Genomic DNA, 15,609 nt, shown 5'->3' on the forward strand with positions numbered 1-15,609 from the left:
TTGATATGGTGGAGGAATTCGAATGAAAAAGAAAATTGCAGAATATGAAGTTGGTGAACAAGTCGATGTTTTCTTGTTAATTAAAACAGCGACAAAAGGTTTAGCAAGCAATGGGAAACCATTTTTAACAGTAATCTTACAAGATCCAAGTGGAGATATTGAAGCGAAGCTATGGGACGTATCGCCAGAAGTTGAGAAACAATATGTAGCAGAAACAATCGTTAAAGTAGCTGGTGATATTTTAAACTACAAAGGACGTATTCAATTACGTGTGAAACAAATCCGTGTTGCGAATGAAAATGAAGTAACAGATATCTCGGATTTCGTAGAAAAAGCACCAGTGAAAAAAGAAGATATGGTTGAGAAAATTACGCAATACATATTTGAAATGAGAAATCCAAACATTCAGCGTCTAACAAGACATTTGTTAAATAAGCATCAAAATGAATTTTTAGAATATCCAGCGGCGACAAAGAACCATCACGAGTTCGTATCTGGACTAGCTTATCACGTTGTATCGATGCTTGATTTAGCGAAAGCTATTGCGGCTTTATACCCATCGTTAGATAAAGACTTACTATATGCAGGCGTTATTTTACATGACCTTGGTAAAGTAATCGAATTATCTGGCCCGATTTCTACAACATACACGTTAGAAGGAAACTTACTTGGCCACATTTCTATTATGGTGAACGAAATTGGTAAAGCAGCAGACGAGCTGCAAATCGATGCAGAAGAAGTATTAATCCTTCAGCACATCGTCCTTTCTCACCACGGAAAAGCAGAATGGGGTAGCCCAAAACCACCATTAGTAAAAGAAGCAGAAATTCTGCACTACATCGATAACTTAGATGCAAAAATGAACATGATGGACCGTGCATTAGGACGCACAAAACCAGGCGAATATACAGAACGTGTCTTTGCACTTGATAATCGTTCGTTCTATAAGCCGACGTTCCATAATTAATAGTGTGAATCGAATGGCCTCATTAAGTGTTAATAAGCTTAGTGGGGCTGTTTTTTTATTAAAAATGAAATGAAATAGTTAAGAAGTACGCATGGGTGTAACGAAGAACTAATAAAACATATCTTGCCACTAGAATGGGAGCATATCAACTTTTTAGTTGAGTAACGCCAGCATTTCAGAAAAAATAAAATAAGCTGTCCATATGGGCAGCTTATTTACATAATTCTTATTATTGGAAGTTGATTAATATTAGCTTATTTGTCTTATAAGTTAAATTGAGAACAATTAGATTCCCAAATATTTCAGTTCTTTTTGTATGTTATTCAAAGCAAATCCCTCTCGTTCTCGAAAGGGGTTATTTGATTCGTTCGAAGATAATTTCAAAATATTGCGCGTATCCTGCGATTGATGGTGCAAAGATTTGAACAAATTTCCAACCGTCTTCAGCATGTTCGGCAATAATACGCTTATAATCTTCTTTAGGTTCCCCTTTCCAGTTATTAACTTCGACTTTCACGAATTTGTAATCGTACATATCCTTTCCCCCTTTTCCTAATTGTACCATTTCGAAGGATCGATTTGTTATGATTTTTGGATGTATATGGTATTCGCATTCAGTTAATATAACGTAACATTATCGGTAGCAAGGACAAGGAGGGACCCTACTCTCACAAGGGAACCTCCTTTTTACGTTCTATGGATCTATACATTTTTTTATACATTCCTATCCTGAAGGGGATTTTAAGATTTCTGTTTGTTACTGAATTAGTTGAAAAACTGTATAAAACCTTGCATACTTCTTAGCGTGTTTTTTTAATGCTGGCGATATCCTACATCCATCAACTTATGAATTTTATAATGTCTCCAAACCAAGAATTTCTTGTGTTTGTAGTCCAAAATTTTATGCAATAAAAAAATATCTCGAATTTGAGATAAATCCCTTGCTTTTTAATCACTTGAGGTGTAAAGTGATAGTAACGAAAGCGATTGAGTCATATGAAAAACATACACTCATTTGCTTTCGATTTACAAAACAAAGTAACTTATTCAGTAAAAACTAAGATGAATTTACAAAAACATAATGAGAATAAATTGAAAAGCTAAGAAGCATATTATTTTTTAGGTATCACTTGACTAGTAAAATGAAACGGAGGAATTACTAATGTATGAAATTAAAGGGCATCATCACATTTCAATGGTTACAAAAAACGGAAGTGAGAATAACCATTTTTATAAAAACGTGCTTGGTTTACGTCGCGTGAAAATGACAGTAAACCAAGATGATCCGTCCATGTATCACTTATTTTACGGAGATAAAACAGGAAGTCCGGGTACAGAGCTATCATTTTTTGAAATTCCTTTAGTAGGAAAAACATATCGTGGTACGAATGCAATTACTCGAATTGGATTACTCGTTCCTTCAGAGGAAAGCTTGCATTACTGGAAAGAACGCTTTGAGAAATTTGATGTGAAACATAGTGAAATGACAACATATGCGAATCGTCCTGCTTTGCAATTTGAGGATGCTGAAGGTCTTCGCTTAGTACTACTCGTTTCAAACGGAGAAAAAGTAGCGCACTGGGAAACTTGGGGAAAATCAGAAGTTCCTGCTGAACATCAAATTCAAGGAATGGGTTCTGTGGAAATGACAGTTCGTAGACTTGATAAAATGGCGAGTACACTTACAGAGATGTTTGGTTATACAGAGGTTAGCCGTAGCGAAGAGGAAGCAATTTTCCAATCCATTAAAGGAGAGGCTTTTGGAGAAATCGTTGTGAAATATTTAGATGGTCCTACTGAAAAGCCAGGCCGCGGTAGCATTCACCATTTAGCAATTCGTGTGAAAAATGATGCAGAGCTTGCTTATTGGGAAGAACAGGTGATACAAAGAGGCTTCCAGTCTTCAGGAATCATCGACCGTTTCTATTTTAAAAGCTTATATTTCCGTGAATCAAACGGAATCCTATTTGAAATTGCGACAGATGGACCAGGATTTACAGTTGATGGCGATGTAGAACATTTAGGAGAAAAACTTGATTTACCGCCGTTCTTAGAAGATCAGCGAGCAGAAATTGAAGCGAAATTAGCACCTATTGAAGAGAAATAATAGAAGAGAAAATATAAATTTAAAAACCATTGGAGGAATATAAAATGAACCAATTAAAAGGAATTCACCACGTTACAGCAATTACAAGTAGTGCAGAAAAGAACTATGAGTTTTTCACTCACGTTTTAGGAATGCGTTTAGTTAAAAAAACAGTAAACCAAGATGATATTCAAACGTACCATTTATTCTTTGCAGATGATAAAGGTAGTGCAGGAACAGATATGACATTCTTTGACTTCCCAGGTGTTCCAAAAGGAGTACACGGTACAAATGAAATTTCAAAAACTTCATTCCGTGTTCCAACTGACGCAGCGTTAGCGTATTGGGTGAAACGTTTTGACCGTCTTGAAGTAGAACATACAGGAATTAAAGAGCAATTTGGTAAGAAAACTCTTTCTTTCGTTGATTTTGATGATCAGCACTATCAATTAATCTCTGATGAATTAGATAACGGGATAGAATCAGGTACACCGTGGCAAAACGGTCCAGTTCCATTAGAATATGCAATTACTGGCTTAGGACCTGTATTTATCCGCATTGCAAACTTTAGTTTCTTCAAAGAAGTGTTAGAAAAAGTTCTATTATTTAAAGAGATTGCGCAAGAAGGAGAATTCTATTTATTTGAAGTGAACGAAGGTGGAAACGGTGCATCTGTCATTGTAGAACATAATACGGTTCTTCCTGAAGCACAACAAGGTTTTGGTACAGTGCACCATGCTGCATTCCGCGTAGAGGACCGTGCTGTATTAGAAGAATGGATTGAGAGAATCGGTAGCGTTGGGCTTCCGTCATCTGGTTATGTAAATCGTCACTTCTTCGAGTCATTATACGCAAGAGTTGCACCACAAATCTTATTTGAATTCGCAACAGATGGCCCGGGATTTATGGGAGATGAGCCATACGAAACACTTGGAGAAAAATTATCGTTACCTCCGTTCCTAGAGCCAAAACGTGAAGAAATCGAAAAATTAGTTCGTCCAATTGATACAGTGAGAAGTACGAAGGAATTTATTAAAGAGTAACAATAGAGATAGTAAGTAGGAGAGCAAGTAGTTTTAGCGAATCGCTGGAACTGCTTGCTTTTTTTATTTTCGCTTTATAAGTATTTTGCTAAAATGAATGTAAAACTGATGGAGGAATAGAATGACGAAAATAAGTGGGTATACTTGTAGATGCTGCGGTACATATCATAAAGAAATTCCAACGAGCTATGGATCATCAGCTCCTATTTATTATTATGATGCTGAACCTGAAGAGCGAGAAGATAGATTTGAAATGAACGATGATTTATGCGTGATGGATGGAGAACACTTCTTTATGCGAGGGAGTATTGAAATTCCTATCATTGGTACAGATGAACATTTCATATGGGGTGTATGGGTTTCATTAAGTGAAGCGAATTTTGATAAGGTGAATGAATTTTGGGATAAACAAGAACTGTTAGAGCCGATGTTTGGGTGGCTTTCGACGGATTTACCATATGAGTTGGAAACAGTAAGTTTGAAAACGATGGTTCATCCGAGAGCCGATGGCATTCGTCCTTATATTGAACTAGAGCCGACAGACCATCCTCTAGCTGTGGAATTTAGAGAAGGAATAACGATGGAACGGGTACAGGAAATAGCGGAACAACTTTGTGTAAATAGTGATGATGAGTGCTGATATTTTTTCAGCGCTCTTTTTATTATATGGAATAAAATAATTGACTTACTTTTCGTTTGTAACTATAATAGTTACAAAGTAACCATCACTAATGGCAGTGAGTAATATTTTTTTAGTATAATTGTAACTATGCTGGTTACAATTGAAAATAATCATAAAACAACCAAAAAATGTAAAAACTTTAAATAGCAACAAGAGAAAGGAGACGGGAATGTTGAAACGGTTTAAGTTTTATATGATTAGCGGTATTGTGCTCGTTTTGTTAATCGTTTGTAACTTCGTTGATAAGCCGATTGCGAAGGTTGGAGAAGTGAAAAATACTGTTATGATGAAGCTGAATACGAAAGAGAGTATGGCGCAGATTGATGGGCAGACGATATACTTTAAGCAAATTGGTGAGGGGAAGCCGCCTTTACTTATGCTTCACGGGTTTGGTGGTTCATCAGATGGGTTTAGTGATATTTATCCGGAACTTGTAAAGGATCACACGATTATAGCGGTTGATATTTTAGGATTTGGACGTTCTTCGAAGCCGGTTGATTTTCAGTATTCGTTTCCTGCGCAAGTGAATTTATATTATAAGTTAATGAAGAAACTCGGGTACGATCAATTCGCAGTACTTGGTCATTCGATGGGCGGAGAGATGTCTCTAAATTTAGCGTATTTATATCCGGATGCAGTAACGCATCTCGTTTTGGCGGATTCTACAGGGATTGAGTCTTTCCAGCAAAAAGAAAGTTATGAAGTGCCGCCGCTATCAACGGACTTACAAACTGTAACAGAGATTACAGATTATAATAAAAATGCAGTGAAAAATAGTCGCGACGATAAAGAGCATTATGATCAGTTGACGAAAATGAGAGAGCGTCGTATCGCGATGGAGGCCGATAAAATTAAGGTGCCGACTTTAATTATATGGGGACGACACGATAAGAGCGTTTCTTGGAAAAATGGTGAACTGTATCATGAGCTATTTGCGAATAGTACGTTCCATATCATTGAAAAAGGATACCACGCACCGTTTCGTCAGGAGCCAATAGAGTTTATGGAATATGTACAAGCGTTCTTCGCGAAGAATCCACAATAAATTTTAAGCATAAATCCACTTCTTTCCTCATACAGTGAAACTAATAAGGCTTGTCTAAGGAAAGGAATGAAGTACAGTGGAAACTTTACCATGGTGGGTGTATCTTGTAATCGTCGGGATCGTATTAAGTGGCTACATGGTTTTATATACTTCAAAAAAAGAGCAAGAGATGGATAATGAGTTTATTGAAAAAGAAGGCGAAGTTTATATGAAGCGCTTAGAAGAAGAGCGAGAGAAACGGAATCAGGATAGTGATAAAGATTCGGTTTTATTATAATTATGGGAGAGTGGATAACGTATTGTTATCCACTCTTTTATTTTCCGAAATATATCAACGATTCGACATGGAATATCGACTTACCGACACAAAGCGACAATGTTAAGAGGCACGATTATTGTTCGGGAAATTATTATTGGAGCATAGCATATGAAATATACACACTACATAGCGCCATTACAAGCTGTAACGCACAAGTTGCACAACCTACGCAACGACAACTCGCTTTACTCTTCATCAGTTATTTGTCCATACTAGGCATAGAGAGGTGATAAACACAGTATGATTTTTAGTGAACGTTTAAAACAAGAACGAGAAAAACGAAATTGGTCGCAACATGATTTGGCTGAAAAAATTCATGTAAGTAGGCAGTCTGTTTCAAAATGGGAGACGGGAAAGAACTATCCGAGCATTGAAATTATTATTCATTTAAGCGATTTGTTCGGTATTACGATTGATGAACTGCTAAGGAGCGATGAAGAGTTGACGCAAAAAGTAATTGAAGATAGTAAACAGTTAGCATATCCAAAATGGAAGGTGTTTTTCGATAGTCTATTCATGCTAGGAGTATTTTTGTTTCTTACAAAAATCGTTGTATGGATGTTAAATAAGTTCGCCGGAGCGAGCATTACACTTGTAGCAGATGCGCCGTATGTGATGAATTTTTTACCACTTATATTAATGGTTATAGGTGGCATGGCTTCTGATAAGCTGAAGAAAATATATAGATAGAAGAAATAATTCCCCGCACTAGCTGTTCTTTCTACTCAAATTGTGTACTATAAAGGATAGATAGGAAGGGTAACTAACTGTTACGATTTATTTAACCAATTATAACCAAAGTTAATTAAATATATCAGTAAGCCCTGCTAGTCAAGTGATTGGCTAGTAGTGAGGGTTAACTGCGGGCAATCCCTAAAGCTGATTGAACTACAACGTGGCTAGAAATAGCGAGCGTGAATGTCGCGAAAGCAGAAAAAATCAATCAGATGGTGCAAGGTTAAATCCTAAACACTAGAACAATGGGTCTTCCGCCTCGAATCATCTAAGTCAAAATGGATAAGATGAACGTTCAACGACTATCTCGTATAACTGACGAGAGTACACCACAAGCCTATGGTGGTGGAAAAATCCTCTATCTCTAAAGAGATAAACATATAGTCTGCGCTCATGTGAAAACATGAGAAGTTCATAAGAGAACTGGCTAAGGAATTGCGCCCTTAGTTGAACGAGATAAATTTAATTAAATCTATCAAACCTCATTGAATCCATCGAACGTATGTGCTACGTTGGGTTTAATGAGGTAAGAATAATAATGAAATTTTCACGAGTTAGTCAAGTATCAGAATTAACAGGTTTGCATCCTAGTAGTCTCAGGAGAATGCTGGTGGGACACGCTACTATTCAGAAGAACAAATCTTTCATTAAAGGAGTTAAATTCTGATGATATTAGCGAAGAAAGTCAGACTGATTCCAACGCCTGAACAAGAACAAGTGCTTAGAAACCATGCTGGTGCTGCAAGATTTGCTTATAACTATTGTAAAAGAATGAGTGATAGATACTATAAGCTATTTGGAAAATCTGTTTCACAGTTAGCTTTACAGAAACGATTTACAAAGATCAAGAAGCGAAAGAGATATGAGTGGTTAAAAGACATTAATGCACAAGTGCCCAAACAGGCTTCAAAAGATTTTGATACGGCGAGAAAACATTCGTTCAAAAAGTACAAAAATGGTTATCACACTTCTTATAAATCCAAAAAAGATTTAATCCAAGGATTTTATGCCAATTATGAAAGACTGATTATAGGAAAGAAAGTAGTTCATATTCAATCTATTGGAGAAGTGAAAACAAGCCAACAACTACCAAGAAACAAAAAACCATCCAATCCAAGAGTTACATTTGATGGTCGTCACTGGTGGATGAGTGTTGGGTTCGAAGAATCCTTTGAAGCACAAGAATTAACCGATGAGTCGATTGGTGTGGATGTTGGTTTAAAAGAGCTGTTTGTGGCTTCTAATGGTACGAAAGAACGAAATATAAACAAAGATGCCAAGGTTAAAAAACTTTTGAAAAGGAAAAAGTCAGCACAAAGAGATATGTCTAGAAGATTTAAAAAAGGTGTAAAAATTCAATCTGCCGGATATGAAAAAGCTAAAACTGAGCACCTGCGGTTATCTAGGAAAATTATGAATATCCGAAATAACCATATCCATCAAGCAACAGCTAAATTGGTGAAAACCAAACCAATGAGGATTGTTGTGGAAGACTTATCTATCTCAAACCTGTTAAAAAACAAAAAACTATCGAAAGCATTTTCATTTCAAAAATTAAACTTCTTCTTTCAATGTTTATCATACAAGTGCGAGAAGTATGGCATTGCGTATGTAAAAGCTGATAAATGGTTCGCCTCAAGCAAGATTTGTTCATGTTGCGGCGTTAAATACGACCATTCAGTTCAACCAGAAGGACAGTGGAGTTTAAAAATACGTCAGTGGCGTTGTGTTAGGTGCAATAGCCATCATGATAGGGATGTAAATGCGTCGATAAATTTATCAAGATGGGTACAATAAATGCTTGATAATAGGAGGTAACGATACTGCCTCGTGTGGAGTGTTATACCCCTCGTCCCTTCGGGGTTGCGAGAACACGATGAAGCACTAACTCGTGTAAATTTGATTGAATTGTATAGATTTAGTTAAGTTTATCGTATCGGGACATTTAGAATGGAATTTCATGAACAGAAGATTTTGCCGGCAGTGAGGCAAATTAAAGATTTGGAGAAGCTATTACATAGTTCGTATGAGTATATTGTTATTTTAGATATTCATGTTGGTCAATTGAAGAGTGTTGTGTCACTTGCGAAGCAGCATAGTAAAAAGGTGTTTTTACATGTTGATTTGATTCATGGATTACAAAGTGATGGGCATGCGACGGAGTTTTTATGCCAAGAATATAAACCGTACGGGTTACTTTCGACAAAGGCGAGCGTGATTATGAAGGCGAAGCAAAAGGGTGTCGTCTCAATTCAACGCATCTTTTTAATTGATTCTAGCGCGATGGAAAAGAGTTGTAATTTGTTAGAAAAGACGAAGCCGGATTATATAGAGGTGCTTCCTGGTGCGCTAACGGATGTGATTGCTGAAGTGAAAGAGCGTACTGGTGTCCCGATTTTAGCTGGTGGTTTCATTCGTACTGTGGAAGATGTTGAAAGAGCTTTAAGTGCTGGTGCGACAGCAATTACGACATCAAAAAAAGAACTATGGAAACATTACCAAAAAAAGTGACGAAAATGTGAAAAAATTCTGTTGACACCGCTTTCATGAAAGGTTAACATTATAGACAAGTTAATAAACGTGACGGAGAAAAGAAGAGATCCACATTTCATTGTTTCTATATAAATTTATATAGAAGCGTGCAAAGCTGTGGGTCTTTTTCTTTTGACAAAAACGAATGGCCATTCATTTTACCTCTATCACATTTGGAAGCGTTTAAATTGATTGTGGAGGGATACTATGTCAGCATTTTTAGGAGAGTTAGTAGGGACTGCGTTGTTAATCTTACTTGGTGGCGGCGTTTGCGCTGGTGTAAGTTTAAAGAAATCGTTTGCGAAAGATTCTGGTTGGATTGTTATTACAATGGGCTGGGGCTTAGCGGTTGCTATGGCAGCGTATGCAGTTGGATCAATTAGTGGGGCACATTTGAATCCGGCTTTAACGATAGGATTAGCATTTAAGGGAGCGTTCCCATGGAGTGACGTACCAGGTTATATCGCAGCACAAATGATTGGAGCAATTATCGGGGCAGTTCTTGTATATTTACATTACTTACCACACTGGAAAGAAACAGAAGATCCAGGAACAAAATTAGGTGTATTTGCAACAGGTCCAGCAATTCCGAACACATTTACAAACCTTTTAAGTGAAATGATTGGAACATTCGTTTTAGTATTTGGTATATTAGCAATTGGAGCAAATAAATTTGCAGATGGATTAAATCCATTTATCGTAGGTTTCTTAATTGTAAGTATTGGTTTATCATTAGGTGGAACAACAGGATACGCGATTAACCCGGCTCGTGATTTAGGTCCGCGTATCGCACACTTCTTCCTTCCGATTGCAGGAAAAGGCGGTTCAAACTGGAAGTATGCATGGATTCCAGTAGTTGGTCCAATTTTAGGTGGATCACTTGCAGGATTATTCCATCAAGTTGTATTTGAAGGAAAACAAAATGCAGCACTTATTTATGTGATTATTGCAACTGTGATTGTACTAGCAATCTCTTATATGACAAGTAAAAAAAGTGAAAGCAATACAAATAGTAGAAAAGTAGCATAGGGGGAAACCGATATGAAAAAATATATTCTTTCTTTAGACCAAGGAACAACTAGCTCACGCGCAATTCTGTTCAATAAAAAAGGTGAAATTGTTCATTCGGCTCAAAAAGAGTTTACACAGCATTTTCCAAAGCCAGGTTGGGTAGAGCATAATGCACAAGAAATTTGGGGATCTATTTTAGCAGTTATCGCAACTTGCTTAAGCGAAGCAGATGTAAAACCAGAACAAATCGCTGGTATCGGTATTACGAACCAACGTGAAACAGCAGTTGTTTGGGATAAAACGACTGGTAAACCAATTTATAACGCAATCGTATGGCAATCTCGTCAAACAATGGAGATTTGTGATGAGTTAAAAGAAAAAGGTTATAGCGAAATGGTTCGCGAAAAAACAGGTCTTTTAATTGACGCATACTTCTCTGGTACGAAAGTAAAATGGATTTTAGATAACGTTGAAGGTGCAAGAGAAAAAGCAGAAAACGGCGAGTTATTATTCGGAACAATTGATACGTGGCTTGTATGGAAACTATCTGGTGGTAAAGCGCACGTAACAGACTACTCAAATGCATCACGTACATTAATGTTTAACATTCACGACTTACAGTGGGATGATGAGCTTCTAGACATGTTAACAGTACCAAAGAGCATGCTTCCTGAAGTACGTCCGTCATCTGAAATATATGGTGAAACAATTGATTATCACTTCTTCGGTCAAAATATACCGATTGCAGGTGTAGCTGGTGACCAGCAAGCAGCATTATTTGGACAAGCTTGTTTCGGTGAAGGTATGGCGAAAAATACTTATGGAACTGGTTGCTTCATGTTAATGAACACAGGTGAAAAAGCAGTAGCTTCTGAGCACGGTCTATTAACAACAATTGCATGGGGTTTAGATGGTAAAGTAAACTACGCACTAGAAGGAAGTATTTTCGTAGCAGGTTCTGCAATTCAGTGGTTACGTGACGGAATGCGCATGTTTAAAGATGCAAGTGAGAGTGAAGTGTACGCATCACGCGTTGCATCAACTGAAGGTGTATACGTTGTACCAGCATTCGTAGGATTAGGTACACCATACTGGGATAGTGAAGTACGCGGCGCTATGTTTGGTGTAACGCGCGGTACGACGAAAGAGCATTTCATCCGTGCAACACTAGAATCTTTAGCTTACCAAACGAAAGATGTATTATGCGCAATGGAAGCAGATTCAGGTATTGAATTAAAAACATTACGCGTTGATGGCGGAGCAGTTAAAAATAACTTCTTAATGAAGTTCCAAAGTGATATTTTAGACGTTCCTGTAGAGCGTCCAGTAATCAATGAAACGACGGCTTTAGGTGCAGCATATTTAGCTGGTCTTGCGGTTGGATATTGGAAAAACCAAGGTGAAATTAAAGAACAGTGGCATATGGACAAACGCTTTGAACCAACGATGGAAGCGGAAACAAGCGAAGAGCTATATGCTGGATGGAAAAAAGCAATTGAAGCAACAAAAGCTTTCAAATAATCATAAACAGTGTTATAATGGTGACAAGTTAATAATTCGGTAGGAGATTTGGAGAGACCACAACACGCTATAGAGGCGAAATCTATAGCGGAGTTCGTGGTCTCTTTTTTCGTTATCAAAGGGAGGAATTACCATGAAATTTTCAAGTAAACAACGTAAAGACGTATTAAACGGAGTAAATAAACAAGAGTTAGATGTGATCGTAATTGGTGGAGGTATTACTGGTTCTGGTATTGCATTAGATGGGGCAACACGCGGGTTATCAACAATTGTGTTTGAAATGCAGGACTTTGCAGCAGGTACATCAAGTCGTTCAACGAAGCTTGTACACGGTGGTCTACGTTATTTAAAACAACTTGAAGTGAAAATGGTAGCAGAGGTGGGGAAAGAGCGTGCGATCGTATATGAGAACGGTCCCCATGTAACAACACCAGAGTGGATGTTACTTCCGTTCCATACAGGCGGTACGTTCGGATCATTCAGTACATCAATTGGTCTTCGTGTATACGACTTCTTAGCAGGCGTAAAACGAAGCGAGCGTAGAAAAATGTTTAACCGTGAAGAAACATTAAACAAAGAGCCTCTTGTAAAAAAAGAAGGATTAAAAGGCGGCGGTTACTACGTAGAATATCGTACAGACGATGCGCGTCTTACAATTGAAGTAATGAAAGAAGCAATTGAACACGGCGCAAAAGCTGTTAACTACGCAAAAGTAGACGGTTTCTTATATAAAGATGGAAAAGTATGCGGTGTACGTGTAATTGATTTACTAGATGGCGAAGTATATGAAGTGTACGGTAAGAAAATTGTAAACGCAGCTGGGCCTTGGGTAGATACACTTCGTGAAAAAGATAACTCGAAAAAAGGGAAAGTACTTCAGTTATCAAAAGGTGTGCATTTAGTAATTGACCAAAAACGTTTCCCATTAGGGCAAGCAATTTACTTCGATACACCAGATAAACGTATGGTGTTCGCGATTCCTCGCGGCGGAAAAACATACGTAGGTACAACAGATACGTTCTATGATAAAGACGCAGCTGTACCACACATGACAACAGAAGATCGCACATACATCATTAATGCGATTAACTACATGTTCCCAAGTGTAAAAATTACAGAAAAAGATGTGGAGTCAAGCTGGGCTGGTGTACGTCCATTAATTTATGAAGAAGGTAAGAATGCATCTGAAATTTCTCGTAAAGATGAAATTTGGACTTCTGAATCTGGCTTAATTACAATCGCAGGTGGTAAATTAACAGGATACCGTAAAATGGCTGAAATGGTAGTAGACTACGTAACAAACCTATTACAAAAAGAAGGTCATAGTGCATATCCGAAGAGTGACACGAAACATATGCCAATCTCTGGTGGACATGTAGATGGTTCACACGGATTCCCAGCATTTGTTGCGAAAAAAGCAGACGAAGGTACGAAATCTGGTTTAACGAAAGCACAAGCAGAAGAATTCGCGAAATTCTATGGCTCTAACGTTGACGTACTGTTCGACTTAGCGAAAAAACATAAAGACGAAGCGAAAGAATACAACATGCCACTAGACGTTCTAATCCCACTTGTATACGCAATGGATTACGAAATGACAGCAAAACCAGTTGACTTCTTCGTACGCCGCAGAGGCGCTGTATTCTTCAATATCCACTGGGTATACGAGTGGAAAGAAGCAGTAATCAACTACATGGCTGCGAAACTAGGCTGGAGCAAAGAAGAGCAAATGAAATATACAGCTGAACTAGAAAAAGCATTAACAGATGCTGTAATTCCTGTAGATCAACAAGAGCAAGCAGCTGCGTTAGCGTAAAATAGAGAAACACCTGAAGGAGAACCCTTCAGGTGTTTTTTATCTTGACTAAAAATAAATAGAATGTGTTACAATGATGATAGAGTATATAGTATGAATTTTGCATAAAATAAAGAAGACAGAAGCCTGAGAAACTTCTGCCTTGTGTAACCTAACTTGCTATTGTGGTGGTAGTAGGTGCGGTTATAAGACAACTACATTAACGTTTTAGCCGAGAACCGCCCTTACCTTTTCCACGAAGTGAACTGGACCCGAAAAGTTAGACATATATTTAAGCAGCTAATAAGGATTGAATTCTGTATTTTACAGGAGGCAATCCTTTTAATTTTGCCTTAATCCTTTTATTATTGTAATAATAAATATAATTCTCTAGTTCTTCCCTAAAGTGTTCCATACTTTCAAAATCTTTAAGATAAAGTAATTCAGATTTTAATAAGCCAAAGAAATTTTCAATGACTGCATTATCTAAGCAATTTCCCTTACGGGACATACTTTGAGTTATATTATTTTCTCTTAAAATATATTGATATCTATCCATTTGATAGTGCCAACCTTGATCTGAATGAAGGATAGGAGTATCTTCTTTATCCAAGCATTTTAAAGCCTTATCTAACATCCTTTCGACTAGAAGGAATGTAGGGCGTTTCTCAATATTATAGGAAATAATCTCACCATTAAACAAGTCTAGAATAGGAGATAGGTAGAGTTTTTCACCAAACAAATGAACTTCAGTAACATCTGTAACCCACTTTTCATTAGGCTTAGAGGCCTTGAAATCACGCTTCAAGACATTTGGCGCTACCTTCCCAACCTTCCCGCGATAAGAGCGGTATTTAGTGATTCTTACCAACGATTTTAACCCTAATTGATTCATTAAGCGAAGGACGGTTTTGTGGTTAATGGTATAGCCCTGATTACGTAATTCAAGTGTGATACGCCTATAGCCATATCGCCCTTGGTGTTCCTGAAAAATCTGCTTAATACTTTCTTTAACCTCGTTATATTTATCTTCACGACTCATTTGTTTCACCCAGTAATAATATGTACTACGAGCCATTTCAGCCGCTTTAATCAAGTCGATAATTTTATATTCATGCCTTAACTCATATATTATGTGTGCTTTGTCTTTTTCAGAGATTGTTGTTTTTGTTGAATTAAGGCGTGTAACTTTTTTAAATAAGCATTTTCCATGCGTAAGTATTCAATTTCTTTTTGTAAATCATTTTGAGAGTTAATATTTTGTTTTTTCTTAGGTGCAATAGCCTGTTTCTTCTTCACAGTGGAGTACCCCTTACTTGTTTTACGAAGAGCATCTATCCCCTGTGATTCTAGCATTGATCGCCACTTCCTAACGGTACGAGGAGATGGAACGTTGAACATAGCGGCCGCTTGTAGGGGCGAAGCTCCTGTATTGTTCATAAAATTCAATACTTCCATTTTAAACTGAATGTCATACCTTGTACATTTAGAGTTTAAGGACTCTATTCCTTGTTCTCTAGTACGTGCCACCCACTCTTTTAATAACGATATACTGACTTGATATTTTTTGGCAGTCACTTTAAAAGAATCATTTGTATTTAAATAATGTTCAACGGCATTTCTTTTTAATTCGAATTTATATTTTCTAGACATAATAAAACCGCACCTCCAATTGTTAGTTATTTGTCTAACAAATTGGGTGCGGTTCAAAGCAGGGTGGTTCTCGCTTTTTTGTATACAGAAATTAGCCACGGACCGACGTATCTTCTACCGATGACAACGCCAGCTCCAGTTAGGATACCATACACTAATTTAATTACAAACATCGCGATCATTTTATCACCTCCCCCTTTTTTCAAAATGGAAGAGATGA

15 protein-coding genes are annotated in these 15,609 nt (G+C 37.4%); 12 read left to right on the forward strand and 3 right to left on the reverse strand.

All coding sequences use genetic code 11. The features are described 5' to 3' along the window. Window positions 1-22: 22 nt before the first annotated feature. Entirely contained in the window at window positions 23-967 is a 945-nt protein-coding gene (yhaM, locus tag J0835_RS05405) for a 3'-5' exoribonuclease YhaM (RefSeq protein WP_000726645.1), read from the forward strand. A 355-nt stretch (window positions 968-1,322) separates the two neighbouring features. Here yhaM and J0835_RS05410 read toward each other — a convergent pair whose 3' ends face one another. Continuing rightward, window positions 1,323-1,502: a DUF4177 domain-containing protein gene (locus J0835_RS05410; RefSeq protein WP_000272495.1), complete on the reverse strand. Its 180-nt coding sequence runs from the start codon at window positions 1,500-1,502 to the stop codon at window positions 1,323-1,325. Window positions 1,503-2,129: 627 nt separating this feature from the next. On the opposite strand from J0835_RS05410, the gene J0835_RS05415 reads away from it, so the two are divergent. From J0835_RS05415 to glpD, 11 genes are all read left to right on the forward strand, one after another. Further along, the gene (locus J0835_RS05415; RefSeq protein ID WP_087979689.1) at window positions 2,130-3,074 is read left to right on the forward strand and encodes a ring-cleaving dioxygenase; all 945 of its coding nucleotides are present in this window, start codon (window positions 2,130-2,132) and stop codon (window positions 3,072-3,074) included. Window positions 3,075-3,118: 44 nt separating this feature from the next. Continuing rightward, on the forward strand, window positions 3,119-4,096 hold the full coding sequence (locus tag J0835_RS05420; protein WP_087979690.1) for a ring-cleaving dioxygenase: 978 nt from the start codon (window positions 3,119-3,121) through the stop codon (window positions 4,094-4,096). Between the two features lie 121 nt (window positions 4,097-4,217). Further along, a complete protein-coding gene (locus J0835_RS05425) occupies window positions 4,218-4,736 on the forward strand; it encodes a DUF2199 domain-containing protein (RefSeq protein WP_087979691.1) in 519 nt (172 codons plus the stop codon). A gap of 211 nt (window positions 4,737-4,947) precedes the next feature. Further along, window positions 4,948-5,823, forward strand: coding sequence for an alpha/beta fold hydrolase (locus J0835_RS05430; RefSeq protein ID WP_087979692.1), 876 nt, complete (start codon window positions 4,948-4,950; stop codon window positions 5,821-5,823). 76 nt (window positions 5,824-5,899) lie between these two features. Then, complete coding sequence (locus J0835_RS05435) at window positions 5,900-6,100, forward strand: sporulation YhaL family protein (RefSeq protein WP_000449229.1); 201 nt, start codon at window positions 5,900-5,902, stop codon at window positions 6,098-6,100. 282 nt (window positions 6,101-6,382) lie between these two features. Continuing rightward, on the forward strand, window positions 6,383-6,832 hold the full coding sequence (locus J0835_RS05440; RefSeq protein ID WP_087979693.1) for a helix-turn-helix domain-containing protein: 450 nt from the start codon (window positions 6,383-6,385) through the stop codon (window positions 6,830-6,832). A gap of 711 nt (window positions 6,833-7,543) precedes the next feature. Beyond that, complete coding sequence (locus tag J0835_RS05445; RefSeq protein ID WP_144537688.1) at window positions 7,544-8,674, forward strand: RNA-guided endonuclease InsQ/TnpB family protein; 1,131 nt, start codon at window positions 7,544-7,546, stop codon at window positions 8,672-8,674. Window positions 8,675-8,827: 153 nt separating this feature from the next. After that, entirely contained in the window at window positions 8,828-9,388 is a 561-nt protein-coding gene (gene glpP, locus J0835_RS05450; RefSeq protein WP_087979696.1) for a glycerol uptake operon antiterminator GlpP, read from the forward strand. Between the two features lie 228 nt (window positions 9,389-9,616). Next, window positions 9,617-10,438: a glycerol uptake facilitator protein GlpF gene (gene glpF, locus J0835_RS05455; protein ID WP_001272205.1), complete on the forward strand. Its 822-nt coding sequence runs from the start codon at window positions 9,617-9,619 to the stop codon at window positions 10,436-10,438. A 12-nt stretch (window positions 10,439-10,450) separates the two neighbouring features. Beyond that, window positions 10,451-11,941, forward strand: coding sequence for a glycerol kinase GlpK (gene glpK / locus J0835_RS05460; protein WP_087979697.1), 1,491 nt, complete (start codon window positions 10,451-10,453; stop codon window positions 11,939-11,941). Between the two features lie 133 nt (window positions 11,942-12,074). Beyond that, a complete protein-coding gene (gene glpD / locus J0835_RS05465; RefSeq protein WP_087979698.1) occupies window positions 12,075-13,757 on the forward strand; it encodes an aerobic glycerol-3-phosphate dehydrogenase in 1,683 nt (560 codons plus the stop codon). Between the two features lie 271 nt (window positions 13,758-14,028). Here glpD and J0835_RS05470 read toward each other — a convergent pair. Next, window positions 14,029-15,389 (reverse strand): IS3-like element ISBce15 family transposase gene (locus J0835_RS05470; protein WP_085963576.1). Its coding sequence is split into 2 segments (ribosomal slippage): window positions 14,029-14,933 and window positions 14,933-15,389, totalling 1,362 coding nucleotides; the frame shifts between segments, so codons are not numbered across the junction. Window positions 15,390-15,442: 53 nt separating this feature from the next. Beyond that, the gene (locus J0835_RS05475; RefSeq protein WP_000561152.1) at window positions 15,443-15,571 is read right to left on the reverse strand and encodes a hypothetical protein; all 129 of its coding nucleotides are present in this window, start codon (window positions 15,569-15,571) and stop codon (window positions 15,443-15,445) included. Between the last annotated feature and the right edge of the window lie 38 nt (window positions 15,572-15,609).

Source organism: Bacillus cereus group sp. Sample62 (assembly GCF_036851315.1).
Classification (GTDB): Bacteria; Bacillota; Bacilli; order Bacillales; family Bacillaceae_G; genus Bacillus_A; species Bacillus_A wiedmannii.

Excerpts from the sequence above, each read along its gene's own strand:
- yhaM (WP_000726645.1), top strand. The coding sequence starts at position 23 with ATGAAAAAGAAAATTGCAGAATATGAAGTTGGTGAACAAGTCGATGTT.
- J0835_RS05410 (WP_000272495.1), bottom strand. The coding sequence starts at position 1,502 with ATGTACGATTACAAATTCGTGAAAGTCGAAGTTAATAACTGGAAAGGG.
- J0835_RS05415 (WP_087979689.1), top strand. The coding sequence starts at position 2,130 with ATGTATGAAATTAAAGGGCATCATCACATTTCAATGGTTACAAAAAAC.
- J0835_RS05420 (WP_087979690.1), top strand. The coding sequence starts at position 3,119 with ATGAACCAATTAAAAGGAATTCACCACGTTACAGCAATTACAAGTAGT.
- J0835_RS05425 (WP_087979691.1), top strand. The coding sequence starts at position 4,218 with ATGACGAAAATAAGTGGGTATACTTGTAGATGCTGCGGTACATATCAT.
- J0835_RS05430 (WP_087979692.1), top strand. The coding sequence starts at position 4,948 with ATGTTGAAACGGTTTAAGTTTTATATGATTAGCGGTATTGTGCTCGTT.
- J0835_RS05440 (WP_087979693.1), top strand. The coding sequence starts at position 6,383 with ATGATTTTTAGTGAACGTTTAAAACAAGAACGAGAAAAACGAAATTGG.
- J0835_RS05445 (WP_144537688.1), top strand. The coding sequence starts at position 7,544 with ATGATATTAGCGAAGAAAGTCAGACTGATTCCAACGCCTGAACAAGAA.
- glpP (WP_087979696.1), top strand. The coding sequence starts at position 8,828 with ATGGAATTTCATGAACAGAAGATTTTGCCGGCAGTGAGGCAAATTAAA.
- glpF (WP_001272205.1), top strand. The coding sequence starts at position 9,617 with ATGTCAGCATTTTTAGGAGAGTTAGTAGGGACTGCGTTGTTAATCTTA.
- glpK (WP_087979697.1), top strand. The coding sequence starts at position 10,451 with ATGAAAAAATATATTCTTTCTTTAGACCAAGGAACAACTAGCTCACGC.
- glpD (WP_087979698.1), top strand. The coding sequence starts at position 12,075 with ATGAAATTTTCAAGTAAACAACGTAAAGACGTATTAAACGGAGTAAAT.
- J0835_RS05475 (WP_000561152.1), bottom strand. The coding sequence starts at position 15,571 with ATGATCGCGATGTTTGTAATTAAATTAGTGTATGGTATCCTAACTGGA.